Genomic DNA, 14,903 nt, shown 5'->3' on the forward strand with positions numbered 1-14,903 from the left:
ATAATGAGTTGGAAGAAATATGTGCTGGGTGATATTCTTAAAAGAAAAAGAACACCTGAAAAGATAGATTCTGAAAAAGAATACAAACTGGTTACAATAAAACTTTACCATAAAGGTGTTATTCCTAGAAGTATTGTGAAAGGCGCTACAATTAAATCTCCAATGTCATCAGTTAAAAGTGGCGATTTTGTATTGTCTGGAATTGATGCTAGAAATGGTGCTTTTGGAATTGTACCAAAAGAATTAGATGGTGCAGTAATTACAAATGACTTTTGGTGTATTGAACCTGATGAAACTAAGATTAGCAAAGATTTTTTTCTGTATATAACTTCTACAGCTTTTTTTGACTATATCTGTAAGCAAAGTAGTGATGGTACAACGCAAAGGATACGATTACAAAAAGATAGATTCTTTAATTATGAAATTGCATTACCAAGTATTGAAGAACAAAAAGAAATTTTAAAGCAATTAAACAATTTAAGTTATATAAAAGGTTCATTAACAAGTGAGTTAACCCACCAACTCGACCTAGTAAAACAACTGCGTCAATCCTTTTTGCGTGAAGCCATGCAAGGAAAGTTGGTAAAAAGTACCAACACCAAAGAAACAGGACAACAACTCCTTAAAAAAATCAAAGCCGAAAAAGCCCAACTCATTGCCGAAAAAAAAATCAAAAAAGAAAAACCATTGCCGCTAATTATTGAGGAAGAAATTCCTTTTGAAACCCCTGAGCATTGGGCTTGGTGTAGGTTAAATGAAATTTGTGATTATATAATAGATTGTCCCCATTCTACTCCACAATACACTGATATGGAAACAGAATACTTTGGAATAGATACAAATTGCATAAATGATAAAGGTGAGATAACTCGATTAAGAGGGCTTTCGAGAGAAAGCTATTTAGATAGAATTAAAAGACTAATACCTAAAGAAAATGACATTGTATATGCAAGAGAAGGCTCTATAGGATTAGCAACATTTATACCATCAGATAAAAATATATGTTTAGGTCAGAGAGTTATGTTGTTCAGGGCTTCTAATATTATTAAACCAAAATATCTAAAATTTGTTGTTACGGATGACGAATATAAGAAAAGACTTTTGGAGAAACATAGAGGCATAGGTGCTAAACATGTTAATGTATCTGATATAAAATCCTCTTTAATTCCTCTTCCACCACTTCACGAGCAAGAGCAAATTGTAGCCAAGTTGGAGGAGTTAATGGGGTTTTGTGATGGCTTGGAGCAAAGTATAAAAGAAAGTCAAGGCTATAATAAAATATTGTTGCAACAGGTTTTAAGAGAGGCTTTGCAGGGGGAGGAAGTTTAATACACAAATATGGAAAAAGACACAATTCAAAATTATGATAATTTGCTAAAAAGTAAATTAAATCATTTACAAATTCATCCTAATTATTTACCTCATATTGGTAAAAATTTTGATGACGTAAAACAGCGAATAATGATTGTAGCCGAAAGTCATTATGTTGATGGTTGTATTACAGCTGATGGTTGGTATAACAATCCCGAAGAAATATATTCAAGGCTAATTGAATCAATTGATTGGTTTAAAACGCGTAGCGTGTTACTAACTTATTTCAAACAAAGAAAATTAAGAAAAGTTGAACCTGCACTGACTATTTTTAAAAATTTAGAAACTGCCTACAAGACAGTTTTTAAAAATTCTCAATTATTTGATGAATGTGTCTATATCAACTACTTTCAACGCCCAGCAGAAAAGAAAGGAGATTCAATACAAATTGATAAACGAGATAGTGCAATAGCCTTAGATAATTTACTAGTATTAATTGATGTATTGAAGTTAGATAAAATCATTTTTGTGAGCAGTAAAGCGTATAAAGATTTTATTGTAAATACAACAGAAACACAACGAAAAGCATTACCATATATTGGTTCTGTTCCGCATCCATCCGCAAGTGCATGGTGGAATACGACATCTACAAAGTATGGAACAAAAGAAATTCCAACAGCGACAGGGAGAGAGAAGTTTGAAAGGATAATTAAACCCAAAAAGGAAGAATAATAAATAACCAACAGAATATGGTACGATTTACAACTATTCAAAAAAAGGTGCATATACCTCATAGATTGAAATATTATTTTGCTTCTAGCAGTGATGAGTTTGGCAGAATTGATTTCGAAAAAAAAATAGAAACTTTTCGCTCTGTAGTTTCTAATGGTTATAGTATTTATGACCTAACAGAACAGTTTAGAAAAGATCACGCTAAATATTACGATCAAAATGATATGAAAGCAGTTTTGTGTGGTCATATTGCCGAACTGATCTATAGAGATAGAATAAACATAATAGTTGAAAGATATTACAGAGATGACTCCTATGAAAGCGTTGCCAAAGAATTGGATAAGTTTGTAATGAATCCGATCGATAGTGATGCGTTTATGAAGATGGTAAAAGAACGTTTTAGTATTCCTTGATAATTAGGTTAATTAAGTTACAAACGTAAAAGTATGTTACCCATTTTCAAAATATATAATTTCTAATAAAAGTATTTATGATAGAATAAATACTTACAAATGCCAAATCATGATTGCCAATCAATTACAAATAAATAACTTTTTACAAGCACCCAGTGTACAATTTGTTATACCTGTATATCAGCGTAATTACGACTGGAAAAATGCAGAGTGTAATGAATTACTGCACGATATTATTGGTGTAGAAACAGAGAAAAGAGGAACACATTTTATAGGGAGTATAGTATATATTCATGAAGGTATTCACCTTATCGACGAAGTAAAAGAATTGGTCATTATTGATGGACAGCAGCGATTGACAACCATTAATATTCTATATGTTGCCTTGTATCGTTTTGCGAAAGAAAATGATAAATTACAAGATGCAGAACGATTGTACAACATGTTCTTGACCAATCAATATGTTAAAAACGAATCTAGCAAACTAAAGCTAAAACAAACGGATACTAATTCATTAGCTTTTAAAGCTATTATGGTAGGCACAGAGAAAGAGTTTGATGGTTTTTCGAATGTAATAGAGAATTACAACTTTTTCAGGAGTAACATAAACGAGGGTAACTTCGATTTGATTTTAAAAGGTTTGAATAGTTTAGTATTTGTCCAAATATCCCTAGACAGAGACAAGGATGATCCGCAACGTATATTTGAAAGTTTGAATTCAACAGGTTTGGATTTATCACAATCGGATCTGATTCGTAACTTCATTCTAATGGATTTAGAACCCAAAGAACAAAACAGAATTTTTGAAACTGTATGGAGCCCTATAGAGGAAAATGCCAAAGATTTAGTGAAACAAAGTTCACTAGTTTCTGAGTTCATTAGAGATTACTTAACGCTACGCAACAAGAAAATACCCAACAAAAACAAGGTGTATTTTGAGTTCAAAAGCCTTTATAACAATAAGAAAGCAGAAGCCTATTATCAGGAATTAGAGAATATAAAATCATTATCAGCTCATTACAAAAAATTAGCCAATCCATCGACAGTAAAAGATGCTAGTATTCGCAATGAACTAGAATACATCAATCGTTTGGAGATCAATGTGGCTTATCCATTCTTGCTGCAAGTATTTGAAGACACCGAGAACGGCTTACTTGATACAGCAGAATTAATTAAGATTTTAAAATTGATTCAATCCTATACTTGGAGAAGGTTTATTGTAGGTTTACCTACGAGTGCCTTGAATAAAATCTTTATGAGTTTGTATTCGGAAGTGGATACAGAGGAATATTATGATTCTATAGCGAAAGCTTTACTAAAAAAGAAAGGAAGCGCCAAGTTCCCAACTAATGAAGATGTAAAAACAGCCTTAAAGGATAAAGATTTATACAATACCCAACCTAAAAACAGAAATTACTTGTTTGAATTGTTGGAGAATTATAATAATAAAGAATATGTCAATACCAATAATGAAGCTATTACCATTGAACATATTTTTCCAAGAAATCCAAATGAACAATGGAGCACAGACTTATCTTCAGAAGAGTTTTTTCTGTTTAAAGAAAAACATCTTAATACAATAGGAAACTTAACCTTATCAGGAAACAATGGAGCTTTGAGCAATAAGTCGTTCTTGGATAAAAAAGAAATGAATAAAGAGGGTAACGAACAAGGTTACAGTTTTAGTCGTTTATGGTTGAATTCCTATCTAAAAAAAATTGACCATTGGAATATCGAAAAATACGAAGAGCGTCAAGCGATCATTTATGAACGTTTTTTAAAGATTTGGGAATTCCCAACGGTTATTATCTCTGAAACTAACGATTCTGAAGAGCAAAATATCTTTGATGCCGAAAGTCCTAGAAATAAAAAACTAGAATACTATATTTTTGAAAACAATAAGATAGAAGAAGATGCAGTGGCTCAAATGTATTTTGGTGTTGTTCGTACCTTATACGCAAAGAATTCACAATTATTGGTTAGCAGTCCAGACGTTTTTAAAATCACTAGAAATTCGTCAGATTTTAGAGCTTCACAAGAAGTGGCTAATGGGTGGTTTATGGAGTCTAACATTGATAGTAGTAGCAAGTTTGGTACTTTAAAAAGACTTTTGACTTTATTTGAAATGGAGGAGGAGTTAAGTATCAAATATTCGCTTACGACTGATTCTGAGATCGAGCCAAGCCGCTTTGAAGTAAGAAAAAAGTACTGGACTCAGTTACTACCGTTATTAGAGAATACTACATTATTTAATAATGTGAGTGCTTCAAAAGATCATTGGATTTCATCGGGAGCAGGGACAGCTGGCTTGTCCTATACACTTGTTATAACCAAGATGTATGTTAGAATCGAATTGACTATTTTAACATCTAGTAAAGATAAAAACAAATTGTATTTCAAAAAGCTCTTAAGGAATAAAGAAACAATTGAAGAGACATTTGGACAACAGCTAGAATGGGAAAAACAACCTGAAAATAAAATGAGTAGAATAAAAATAGAAAAACAAGGCGTAAATTTATTTAGGAAGACTGATTGGCTAGAAATGAATGAATTTATTATTACCACGCTACCAAAATTTGAAAATGCATTAAGTCCGTTCTTAAAAAATATTAAGTAGGGATTGTGCTTGTTTTGTTCCTGGGATTTGATAGTATAAAGTGTTATCGGGCAGAATTTGGATTTGTATTTTTTGTTTGATTTATTTTTGAAATATTAACCTTTAAAAGTAAAATAAAATGGCAAAAAACAAACAAGTAAATACAGGAAAAAGCTCTAATTCTCAAAAATCAGTGGACAATAGATCAAATCAATTAAACCCTAATAATAGAGCATATTTTAAATCTCGTGAAGGCAATAAACCACAAATGAGTATGAACAAAGATACTGATAGTGATTGGGATGATGATAATTATGCAGATGATTGGGAATTTAATCATGATTAATGAAAACAGGTTTTATAATCTTTTTGAAAATTAATTTTAAGAAAATTATGAGACTTAGATTTAAATATTTTTTTAATTTATAGATAAGTAATTTTATGTTTAAGCAATTTGGAGCAAACTACCTAAAAAGGTTTGAAACTTTACCTTTGGAGAAAAAAGAAGAAATGTTTAATAATATTTTGAATACGTTATACGGTGGTGAAAATGAATTAAAAGTTCATTTGACTGCATTAAAAGAGCAATCAAAAAGCGATGAAGAGATTTCGGATATTTTAATGAAGGAAATAAATTTAGATTTTTATTTGAGACTGTCAGAAATAGTGCAATTAGGAGGCATTATGGACATAATTCAATTAGAATCTAAACTCCACGAACATCGAAATGAATTATTTAGTTTAGTTACTAACCCGAAAGGTTTAGAAAGAATGTTTCAAATCCAGAAACAATTGGCAGAGTATCAAATTAAAACTTTATTTAATATTGATCTAGAAGGGAAAACACGAGAAGAATCAAAGGAACTGCTAAAAGTCATATTGTACACAACTAAAGAAAATATTGCTAAAGAATTTGGTATTAGTAAAAAGACTTTAATAAAGTGGTTGAAAAATTCTTTTGGGGAGAGATTTGAAAGACCCGATAGAAAGATTGCCATGAATGAATATAAAGAAATTTTTGAAGCTTTCTTTTTAAGTGATGATGAAGTACTAGACTTGAATAATGATCTAGGTAAGTATATCAGGAGAATGAATAAAGGTGTTAATTTTAATAAAAGTGACATCGCTTTCTTATGCGATTCTGATGTGAAAACTCAAAAAGCAAATCTAATGAAAATTGCTTTATATTCATCTGCAAATATATTTTCTTATTCAGTAGCAAAAGAATTCGCAAGTAGAATGGGATGTGAACTGGATTTTTAAAGTTCTATATTTAAGTTCCTAAACACATCCTCCAAATCACAATTATACAAACTTTCATCTTTTAATTCTTGATCAGTTCTCCCTTTTGTCATATCCCAGATAGAAGCATTAATACCCATTGAGCGAAGATGAATCAGTTTGTCGTACATGATAGCAACAGCATTTTCGCTCATATCAGGAATTATAACTACAGAATGACCGATTAAGCATTTGGTTTTTTCATCTGTCAAACCATTAATTCCACCATAAGCTACCCAAACGTACTGTGGCAGTAAAATAGCACCAACAATTGCAGTTTTCTCACTTTCAACCAGAATAATGGTATGTTTTCCTTTAATTCCTTTATAGACTAAGTGCGCTCCAAATAAGCAAGCATAGTAACCATCTTCATTTTTATAGGGTACTTTGAATTTGTTAGTTCTTTTACCATTTTCGTTGTAATAGCAAATTTTAGCTTTCTGAACTTTTAAATCGGAGTTGATATTCCAGAATACTGTGCCGCCATCAATCGTACTGCCTAAAGTATAGGATAGTTTTATATCATCTACTTTTTCGTTACCATAGGTTTTACGTAAATAGGAGAGAAGATTGTTCTCAGGATTGTGATTAAAATGTTCCCAAATTATCGCTTCATTAATATACTTGATTGTTGGCTTTGCTATAGGAGCAGGATTGCTGTGAACGGAATTATTTTTAAAAACCCCATCATGTTTTTCAAATCTATTCTGAATTGAATTCCATGTAAATTCATTTCCATTTTCATCTTTATAAATAGGTGGAGGAATGGTTTGTTTTCCACAGGAATGGCAATAGCCGTATTGATCGGGTAGGTTTAGATAATTAATGAACTTACCGTCCTTATTCGTTCTATTACAGCATGGTGTTACTAGTTTGTAATTTCTTTTTGGATTGAATTTGTAGTGAGTAAATACTTTAGTAAACATAATGTATGTATTTTAATTTATGCAACTTGCAACTAATATTCAGTATTGTTTTAGTTGTTAATATGTTGATTTTGATAATGTTGAGGTGGTTTTTTGAGTTAGTTGCGAGTTGCAGGTTGATGCTGTGCTATTTTATTCCAATGTCTTGAAACCGTTGATTTATTATAGTTTGAAATTGCAACCACTTCTTTTTGAGTTTTATTATTTTTAATGGCATATTTGATTATATCATCTAGTTCAATTTTCATAGTTTGCTTAGATAAATTCTCCTCTATTATGATTTTAAAATTGGTCAAATAAAATTCATTTATTAGGATGGCAAGTTCTACAGTTTCAACTGTGATGAGAGTATTATAATCATCATTTTCTGTGTGATTAATTAAATGGGCTAGAATTATAATTTTATGTATCGAAATCTGCATCTTTGCATTGTATTGAAATAATATATTGCCTAAGTTTTGTTGCTTATTTATTAGATTTTGCACGTATTCCATTAACTTCAAATGGGCACTATCAGTCAATTTTAGTTCAGTAGATATAATCCCTATCTGCTCTTCATTTACTAGACGATATTTATATAAATTGATTAATCCTTCAGAATAATTTTCCAGTACAACTGGTGAAATATTTTGAGCAGACATTATATTATTTTGTGTCAATTTGGTAGTAAATAAAATTCTATCAATAAAACCGCTCTCTAAATTACCGTTAGCAAATAGTTGTGGGATGAATTCTTTTTGCATCGAACCCATAAGAGTTGGGTATGATTTATCTATTCTATAGCAATCAGTCGTCTTTCGTGTAACTTCAATATATTTATTGTTATACCCTTGGAGAAAGAATGATCTCCAAACTGCACCCTCGTTTGAATTTTTATTAGACATTCTTTGAATAATGCCAAATAATTCGTCAACTAATAATCCTAAAGAAAGCTTGTTCTTACTATGTGTAAACATGGCAGCTTCAACAGTTGAATCTTGAATAAACAACTGTTTTCTATTAATTCCATCTAGATTTTCTGCCTCGCTTTTAAGTTTTTCATATTCAGTGTAGCTTTTAGAATCGTAATCATTTAACGGATCCGTCGCTAAATCAATTGCTAATGACTTAACATCTCCTCGGCTCCCAATGATAGTAAAGAATAGATTTGCATAGTTTGTAAATCCTAAGGCATTCATTTTAAAAGCAAGTCCTGCGGCATTGCTGTAAGCAAACAGTATGGAACTCAATAAGTATTCCTTAGGAATGCGTTGGTAATCGAAAGCTTCTTCTACTATATTTGACATATTAATTGGTAAAAGCTTTAAGATTTGAGTTAATTGTGTCAGCGCTACTTCTTTTAAAGGCATTGCATCCTGTTTAGCATTTTCAATACCAATTTGAACGTCATTTATATTGTTTATTTCCATCATTAAAAGGATTTAGTGAGATAAACAATAGTTTGAGTATGACTGTCAAAAAATGGTTTTGTGCCATCAGGTCTATTTGCTAGGTTTTTAACTGGTTGATACCGTTGTTTTAAATTAGCTAGTAAATCTTTCATATCTCCTTTCGTAGCTACTTTGTCTTCCTCCTTTGTAAATAGCGAAGTAATTGCATTTACCGCTAGTGTTCCAACAGCAGCATTACCCACACCTGCAAAACTCATTTTTTCGACTTTTAAAGGAGCTTTTTTTTCTACTTCATTTACTGGTAAGCCAAGGCCTTTTTCTTTTTTAAGATTGAATGCTCCAACTCTACAACTGTTGGAGCAAAATTTTTGTTTATTTCTTCTGTTTGGTCTGAATTCTTTGCCACAGTACTGGCATTTGTATAAATAATTGTCCATTGTGCGTAAGTATAACGTTAGGTTAACGATTAAAAAAGTTTGTTTTTCAATAAGTAAGCATCAGCTAGATCTTCTTGTTCACATTTAGTTTGATGCTTTCCACTCTTTAACCATGTTAAAATTTCGGACTTTAAAAAGTATAAACGCTTTCCTTTTTTGTGGTAGGGGATCTTGTTTTTGTGCACGAGACCATAGACAGTTGGTTTTGTAAGATCGATGAGTTTTGAAGTTTCATCGATGTTCATAAAGGTATCTTCACTGGAAGGAGTTGAGGGAGTAAGGTTCTTTAAAACCTTTTCGGCTACTTGGTCAGAGATTAGATTTATAATCTCTGAAAATGGCATGTTAAAATTGGTCATAATTTTTTGGTTTAAATATTATTGTGTTTTTATTTGAAACCAAAAGTATGAGGGATGTAAGGATAATTAAATGGGTGTCGGATAGCGGTTCATCAAAACTTTGTTTTATAAGTTTTTGTTTTTTAGATGTTTAGTGTTTTTTTTGGTTGTGTTTGTACATGAAAAAACATCTGATATTCTTCAGATGTTTTATTTTTGTTGTTTTCTTATGTAGATGTTTTATTTTGTACCTATTGAAATACTTTTAAGTTTTCTTAAAAACCCTTTTGTTATATTGAGTTCTAATGTTTCAATTTTAAGCAAAATACTATCAAGATAAACTTCCTGATTCTTCTTTCCATAATGATCGATTCCTGAGGCTACTTTTTTGTAAAAAGTACTATTTTTTGCAAGCCCTTCGAATAAACTATAATCAGTTAGTTCTCCAATTAGCAGAATTAATTTTAATTTTTCTGTTTTCTCAATTGTATCGCCCTGAAAAAAAGCTAGATTCAATAATATTATCTTTTCATTTTCATCAAAAGTTGATTTAATTTTATCAATAATTGATTTTTCATTACTAGACTTATGAGTAATTTTTTTCAAGTCAAATTTCCGTCCATATTTTTTGAAAATATTATTGATTTTAAGAACTGTAATCTTTTCACTTTCGTCAATTAAAAAAGTAGTACTAAAATCAGTGTAATTATTTAGCTCGTAAAAAAGCTTTATAGCTTCTATTAAATGTGGAATCGAATTTTCTAATCTTGCATTTACTTTTTGATACAAAGTGTATTTTAATATTTGAGAAAAAAAACTTTCATAAGTCAATTTTTCAAATATTTCATAATCTTCTATTTTATGTTTAGAAAAAGTTTCTTTGATTTCCATAAAATTTCCATAAACTTCATTTTCTAATGTTTTAAGGATCCTGTCAACTTTTTTAGGATCATAGTTATAGCTGTGAAATCTTAAATCATTAATGATTTTTTTGAAATATTCTTTATGTTTTTCAATTAAGTTGCTTGAAAGGTATTCTTGATAAAATAGATCTGCTAAATCAGAAACTGCTCTATCAGTATTTCTTCCTTTTTCATCCTCATTTTGTAAAAAAGTAATTATAAATTTCTTTACCGAATTAGCTTCTTTTTTGATAATGTTTTTATGTTCTTTAAGATATTCCATCTAAGTCTAAATTTATTCGGTTTGCGGCTTCAATTTTATTTTTGTCTAATACTTTGGTGTAAATCTGCGTAGTAGAGACGTTTTTATGTCCTAGTAATTTTGAGACTGTGTATATGTCTGTTCCATTAGCCAATTGCAATGTAGCATAACTATGTCGAAAGTTATGATAAGAGATCTTTTTTCTAATACCTGATTTTTCTATCCACTCCTTCATAGGTCTTACTATTTGGTGGTACTCAATTTTTCCAAATATGAATCCATCTGTAGTATCTTGTTTCTTCAAAATATCATAAGCTGTTTTGGATATAGGATGATTCTGAATAGATTTTGTTTTCTGCTCCCGTAGAATGATGTAATGATTTTGATGTTTGTCGTTAAAAACATCATTCCAATCTAGGTTATTGACATCCACAAAACGAAGACCTGTTAGTGCCGAAAAGAACGCCATGTGTTTTACTTTTTCAATTTTAATCTCGGTATTCCATAAGACACCGAGTTCTTCTTCGGTCAAGTATTGTCTATGTGTTTCTTGCTCTTTAATGTATTCTGCTTTTTCGGCTAAATTTTCAGTTATTATTTTTTCGTCAAACGCTAATTTTAAAATAGCTATGAAATTCTTGAAGTAAGAGGAAGCGGTATTTACAGATAATTGCTTTTCAGCTTTTCCTCTAGTGGTTTTTGCCGTCAATAGGTAAGCACGATACTTTTTGACATGGTTAAGGCTAAGTTGTTGGCTCATAATTTTGTCACCATACAAGAATTTAAAGTGATTCAAAGAAGCTTTCCACGACTGATAATTTGAGTTACTTCCTTTGTTGAAATAATCATCAACAATAGATTGATAAAATGTAATAAAGTTAACGTTCAGATTTATGTTGTCTTTCAATCCGAACTCTCTATTTCTTAGCTGCACTAGTCTTTTAGCTTTTACAATTTCAGCCAAATCGTTTGTTTGTGAATTGTGTTTTTTTTCCTCAGCATTCTTAGGGTTTTCATGAATGTGGAATTTGAGGAATTCACGTCTGGTTTCTTTTCCTGTTTTTGAATCTATGATGGGAGGATAGTAATCTAAGTAAAGACTTAGTTTGTCTCCACTAATCTTCTTGTATCTTAATGTTACGTTGCTCATAGTTTTTTATGTTAGTAATTTTTCTATGTGTTCTTTTTTGACCAAAGTGTATTTTCCCTGCTTCCTTTTTGGAATTTTAAATTTAATAATGATATTGTATAAAGCAGCACTTGAAATTTTGAACTTTTCTTGAATTTGTTGAATGCTATACGAATTTTCAAAACTGTAATCAGCTACAATATCTAGTTTGTTTTTCTCTAAAATTTTGAGGTTGGCATCAAAATAAAAATCGATATCCTTTCTTCTAATAGTTGTTTTTCTATCAGAGAAATTAAAGGAATTAATATCATTTCTTTCGATCAGTCTGTAAATAGTTTTTGTTGACATATTCAATAGGAGGGAAGCCTCTTTGACAGTTAAAAAATCTTTGTCTTTTACGGGCTCTTTTATCTTATGAATTTTCGAAAATGATTCATCATTAGTTATTTGGATTAACTTCTTTCTTTGCTTGGTTTTATAGTGCTTACTGTTGCAAGATAACGAACAATATCTTGTTTGAGTTGTTTTTGCTGTAAACGCATTCTTGCAATTCTCGCATATTCTAGTTACTGACATGTTTGAACTCATATAAATAGACTTAAGATGAAGTAAGGGTATTTAAGGGTAAATAAGGGACATAATTTGGCCACTTTTTACAAATATAGAAATATCATCATTTCGAGGTACAAAATCGGTACAAATAATTGCGAAAAATGTAAAAATAGTACGTAATTAGAAAATAGTAAAAATGAAAAAACCCTTTAAAATAAAGGGTTTGCTGTGTTTTGTTTTGTGATTTTTTGTGCTGCTATTTGCCAATACAGAAATTAGCAAAAATATTCCCCAGCAATTCATCATTGGTAACCTGACCGGTGATCATTCCAAAATGGTACAAAGCTTCTTTGATATCGATCGCCATAAGGTCGCTGCTGAGGTTGGTTTCGATACCGTATTTTACTTTTGATATTTCGTCCAAAGCTTTAAGTAGAGAATCGTAATGTCTTGTATTGGTAATGATTGTCTCGTTGTTTCGCAATGCTCCGGTGTTTACAAAAGACAGTAATTGATTTTTGAGTTCCTCGATACCAATGTTTTGTTTTGCCGAAATTTTTAAGAGTGTAACATTCAAAGATTCCAGTTGGTTTTCTATGGTGGCAACTTCTTCTTTAGTCAGTAAATCAATTTTATTGATTACTACAACTAATGGTTTAAGAGGGAACTTGTTCTTGATTTTTTCGATTTCAACTTGAAATTGTAAACCGGATATTTTAAATTCCAAACTATTAAACAAGTAAAGAACAACTTGTGCTTGCTCAATTTTCTCGAACGTTTTCTTGATTCCGATACTCTCAACTACATCTTGAGTTTCACGAATTCCGGCAGTGTCTATAAAACGGAAACCGATTCCGCCAATAGTCAATTCGTCTTCAATTGTATCACGAGTAGTTCCCGCGATATCAGATACTATGGCGCGTTCTTCGTTTAACAAAGCATTAAGTAAAGTCGATTTCCCAACATTAGGTTCTCCAACAATAGCAACTGGAATTCCGTTTTTGATTACGTTTCCAACTGCAAAAGAGTCGATTAAGCGTTTAAGGACAAACTCAATGCGGTTGAGCAATTCGTTGAATTGCGTACGGTCAGCAAATTCTACATCTTCCTCGGCAAAGTCCAGTTCTAATTCGATTAGTGAAGCAAAATTCAATAACTCCTCACGAAGTTTTGCAATTTCGTTAGAGAAGCCACCACGCATTTGCTGCATGGCAATTTGGTGACTGGCTTCATTGTCAGAAGAAATCAAATCGGCAACGGCTTCGGCTTGTGATAAATCCAATTTCCCGTTCAAGAAAGCACGAAGTGTAAATTCTCCCGCATCGGCCATTCGACAGCCTTTGCGAAGCAATAACTGAATGATTTGTTGCTGAATATAAGTAGAACCGTGGCAGGAAATCTCAATGGTGTTCTCGCCAGTATAGGAGTTTGGGCCTTTGAAGATAGACACCAAAACCTCATCTAGGGTTTTAGTGTCATCCATGATATGACCAAGGTGTAGCGTATGTGTTTTTTGGATAGTTAAATCTTTGTTTTTTATAGACTTAAAAACCGAATTCCCAAGGGTAATTGCATTATGACCTGAAATTCGGATTACAGCAATGGCTCCCGCACCAGATGGTGTGGCCAAAGCCACTATAGAATCGTTGTTTAGCATTTTGTTTTGTATTGGCTGCAAAGGTACTAAATCTAATGTAGTATTGTCAAAAGGAAAACTATTAAGCAGTAATTACTGGGAATTAATAGGTTAAAATTGTATCTTTATGGGAGAGTAAGTGTTTAATCTTTTAAATGATTTAAAATGAAACGCATTCTATTTCCTACTGATTTTTCTGAAGTTGCTACCAATGCTTTTGTTCACGCTTTGGAGTTTGTCAACGCTGTTCAAGGTGAGATTATTTTATTACATTCCTATGATTTACCTCCTATTGACGATCAATTTTTTCCTGAAAACTTCACTGAAGTATATGATACAATGGAATTAGCACATTTTGATTTGTTTAAGGATGAGATTCCCAAACTTCGCGAAATAATCGAAGAACATCATTTTACTAAGATTAAAATGACCCATCGCTTAATGGAAGGGGATTTGGTCGAAAATATAAAAAAATCAATTAAAGAGGATGCTATTGACATTGTAATCATGGGAACCTCTGGCGCAGCCGAATGGGAAGCACTATTTGCAGGGTCTAATTCGGGATCGGTAATTTTAGGATTATCAGTTCCTATGTTGTGTATTCCTGATGGCGTTCAGTATAAAAAAATAAAAGACATTGGTTTCATAACCCATTACCGTCCTGAGGATAAGAAAGCGCTACATACTACATTGGACATAGCCAAAAGTTTAGATGCAAGAATCAAATGCTTACATATAAAAAATGCTAATACTGAAGTAACTACAGGTACCATTAGAGAATGGGATAATGAATTTAATAAAGAACCTATCACATTCTTTACGACTCAAAGCGACCAAATCAAACAAGTGACTTTGGATTTTATAGAACATCATAACATAGAAGTTTTATCTATGTTGACCTATAAAAACAGTTTTTTTGAAGCTATGTTTGTGCCTAATTATTCTAAAAAAACACCATCAGATATCCAAATTCCTGTTTTAGCAATTCATGCCTAAT

15 protein-coding genes are annotated in these 14,903 nt (G+C 31.5%); 7 read left to right on the plus strand and 8 right to left on the minus strand.

Annotated features, from left to right (window positions below; all coding sequences use genetic code 11):
* The first annotated feature begins 3 nt into the window (after nt 1-3).
* From ABZP37_RS11875 to ABZP37_RS11900, 6 genes are all read left to right on the plus strand, one after another.
* The gene (locus ABZP37_RS11875) at nt 4-1,329 is read left to right on the plus strand and encodes a restriction endonuclease subunit S (protein WP_366183261.1); all 1,326 of its coding nucleotides are present in this window, start codon (nt 4-6) and stop codon (nt 1,327-1,329) included.
* A gap of 9 nt (nt 1,330-1,338) precedes the next feature.
* Nucleotides 1,339-2,043, plus strand: a complete 705-nt coding sequence (locus ABZP37_RS11880; protein WP_366183262.1) for a hypothetical protein — start codon at nt 1,339-1,341, stop codon at nt 2,041-2,043.
* A 17-nt stretch (nt 2,044-2,060) separates the two neighbouring features.
* Nucleotides 2,061-2,456: a hypothetical protein gene (locus tag ABZP37_RS11885; RefSeq protein ID WP_366183264.1), complete on the plus strand. Its 396-nt coding sequence runs from the start codon at nt 2,061-2,063 to the stop codon at nt 2,454-2,456.
* Nucleotides 2,457-2,565: 109 nt separating this feature from the next.
* Complete coding sequence (locus tag ABZP37_RS11890; RefSeq protein WP_366183266.1) at nt 2,566-5,073, plus strand: DUF4268 domain-containing protein; 2,508 nt, start codon at nt 2,566-2,568, stop codon at nt 5,071-5,073.
* A 118-nt stretch (nt 5,074-5,191) separates the two neighbouring features.
* Nucleotides 5,192-5,398 (plus strand): hypothetical protein, encoded by a 207-nt coding sequence (locus tag ABZP37_RS11895; protein ID WP_366183268.1) that lies wholly within the window; start codon nt 5,192-5,194, stop codon nt 5,396-5,398.
* A gap of 95 nt (nt 5,399-5,493) precedes the next feature.
* Nucleotides 5,494-6,315 carry a hypothetical protein gene (locus ABZP37_RS11900; protein WP_366183269.1) on the plus strand — a complete coding sequence of 274 codons (822 nt, stop codon included), beginning with the start codon at nt 5,494-5,496 and terminating at the stop codon, nt 6,313-6,315.
* Here ABZP37_RS11900 and ABZP37_RS11905 read toward each other — a convergent pair.
* The 8 genes from ABZP37_RS11905 to mnmE form a co-directional block, all read right to left on the minus strand.
* Nucleotides 6,312-7,259 (minus strand): DUF6371 domain-containing protein, encoded by a 948-nt coding sequence (locus ABZP37_RS11905; RefSeq protein ID WP_366183271.1) that lies wholly within the window; start codon nt 7,257-7,259, stop codon nt 6,312-6,314. The two genes, ABZP37_RS11900 and ABZP37_RS11905, sit on opposite strands and share 4 nt — an antisense overlap.
* 98 nt (nt 7,260-7,357) lie before the next feature.
* Nucleotides 7,358-8,671, minus strand: a complete 1,314-nt coding sequence (locus ABZP37_RS11910; protein ID WP_366183273.1) for a DUF3987 domain-containing protein — start codon at nt 8,669-8,671, stop codon at nt 7,358-7,360.
* Nucleotides 8,671-9,087, minus strand: a complete 417-nt coding sequence (locus tag ABZP37_RS11915; protein WP_366183274.1) for a hypothetical protein — start codon at nt 9,085-9,087, stop codon at nt 8,671-8,673. Before ABZP37_RS11915 ends, ABZP37_RS11910 begins: the two co-directional genes overlap by 1 nt.
* Before the next feature lie 29 nt (nt 9,088-9,116).
* On the minus strand, nt 9,117-9,446 hold the full coding sequence (locus ABZP37_RS11920; RefSeq protein ID WP_366183276.1) for a helix-turn-helix domain-containing protein: 330 nt from the start codon (nt 9,444-9,446) through the stop codon (nt 9,117-9,119).
* Between the two features lie 219 nt (nt 9,447-9,665).
* Nucleotides 9,666-10,610: a hypothetical protein gene (locus ABZP37_RS11925; RefSeq protein ID WP_366183278.1), complete on the minus strand. Its 945-nt coding sequence runs from the start codon at nt 10,608-10,610 to the stop codon at nt 9,666-9,668.
* Entirely contained in the window at nt 10,597-11,739 is a 1,143-nt protein-coding gene (locus tag ABZP37_RS11930; protein WP_366183280.1) for a site-specific integrase, read from the minus strand. Before ABZP37_RS11930 ends, ABZP37_RS11925 begins: the two co-directional genes overlap by 14 nt.
* A gap of 6 nt (nt 11,740-11,745) precedes the next feature.
* Nucleotides 11,746-12,306 carry a helix-turn-helix domain-containing protein gene (locus ABZP37_RS11935; RefSeq protein ID WP_366183281.1) on the minus strand — a complete coding sequence of 187 codons (561 nt, stop codon included), beginning with the start codon at nt 12,304-12,306 and terminating at the stop codon, nt 11,746-11,748.
* A gap of 220 nt (nt 12,307-12,526) precedes the next feature.
* The gene (gene mnmE, locus ABZP37_RS11940) at nt 12,527-13,927 is read right to left on the minus strand and encodes a tRNA uridine-5-carboxymethylaminomethyl(34) synthesis GTPase MnmE (protein ID WP_366183283.1); all 1,401 of its coding nucleotides are present in this window, start codon (nt 13,925-13,927) and stop codon (nt 12,527-12,529) included.
* 144 nt (nt 13,928-14,071) lie between these two features.
* Here mnmE and ABZP37_RS11945 point away from each other — a divergent pair, with 144 nt between their 5' ends.
* A complete protein-coding gene (locus ABZP37_RS11945; protein ID WP_366183285.1) occupies nt 14,072-14,902 on the plus strand; it encodes a universal stress protein in 831 nt (276 codons plus the stop codon).
* Nucleotide 14,903 lies beyond the last annotated feature (1 nt).

Source organism: Flavobacterium ovatum (genome assembly GCF_040703125.1).
Classification (GTDB): domain Bacteria; phylum Bacteroidota; class Bacteroidia; order Flavobacteriales; family Flavobacteriaceae; genus Flavobacterium; species Flavobacterium ovatum.

What these genes read in the sequence shown, in the direction of transcription:
- ABZP37_RS11875 (WP_366183261.1), top strand. Translation starts at nt 4, where the DNA reads ATGAGTTGGAAGAAATATGTGCTGGGTGATATTCTTAAAAGAAAAAGA.
- ABZP37_RS11880 (WP_366183262.1), top strand. Translation starts at nt 1,339, where the DNA reads ATGGAAAAAGACACAATTCAAAATTATGATAATTTGCTAAAAAGTAAA.
- ABZP37_RS11885 (WP_366183264.1), top strand. Translation starts at nt 2,061, where the DNA reads ATGGTACGATTTACAACTATTCAAAAAAAGGTGCATATACCTCATAGA.
- ABZP37_RS11890 (WP_366183266.1), top strand. Translation starts at nt 2,566, where the DNA reads ATGATTGCCAATCAATTACAAATAAATAACTTTTTACAAGCACCCAGT.
- ABZP37_RS11895 (WP_366183268.1), top strand. Translation starts at nt 5,192, where the DNA reads ATGGCAAAAAACAAACAAGTAAATACAGGAAAAAGCTCTAATTCTCAA.
- ABZP37_RS11900 (WP_366183269.1), top strand. Translation starts at nt 5,494, where the DNA reads ATGTTTAAGCAATTTGGAGCAAACTACCTAAAAAGGTTTGAAACTTTA.
- ABZP37_RS11905 (WP_366183271.1), bottom strand. Translation starts at nt 7,259, where the DNA reads ATGTTTACTAAAGTATTTACTCACTACAAATTCAATCCAAAAAGAAAT.
- ABZP37_RS11910 (WP_366183273.1), bottom strand. Translation starts at nt 8,671, where the DNA reads ATGATGGAAATAAACAATATAAATGACGTTCAAATTGGTATTGAAAAT.
- ABZP37_RS11915 (WP_366183274.1), bottom strand. Translation starts at nt 9,087, where the DNA reads ATGGACAATTATTTATACAAATGCCAGTACTGTGGCAAAGAATTCAGA.
- ABZP37_RS11920 (WP_366183276.1), bottom strand. Translation starts at nt 9,446, where the DNA reads ATGACCAATTTTAACATGCCATTTTCAGAGATTATAAATCTAATCTCT.
- ABZP37_RS11925 (WP_366183278.1), bottom strand. Translation starts at nt 10,610, where the DNA reads ATGGAATATCTTAAAGAACATAAAAACATTATCAAAAAAGAAGCTAAT.
- ABZP37_RS11930 (WP_366183280.1), bottom strand. Translation starts at nt 11,739, where the DNA reads ATGAGCAACGTAACATTAAGATACAAGAAGATTAGTGGAGACAAACTA.
- ABZP37_RS11935 (WP_366183281.1), bottom strand. Translation starts at nt 12,306, where the DNA reads ATGAGTTCAAACATGTCAGTAACTAGAATATGCGAGAATTGCAAGAAT.
- mnmE (WP_366183283.1), bottom strand. Translation starts at nt 13,927, where the DNA reads ATGCTAAACAACGATTCTATAGTGGCTTTGGCCACACCATCTGGTGCG.
- ABZP37_RS11945 (WP_366183285.1), top strand. Translation starts at nt 14,072, where the DNA reads ATGAAACGCATTCTATTTCCTACTGATTTTTCTGAAGTTGCTACCAAT.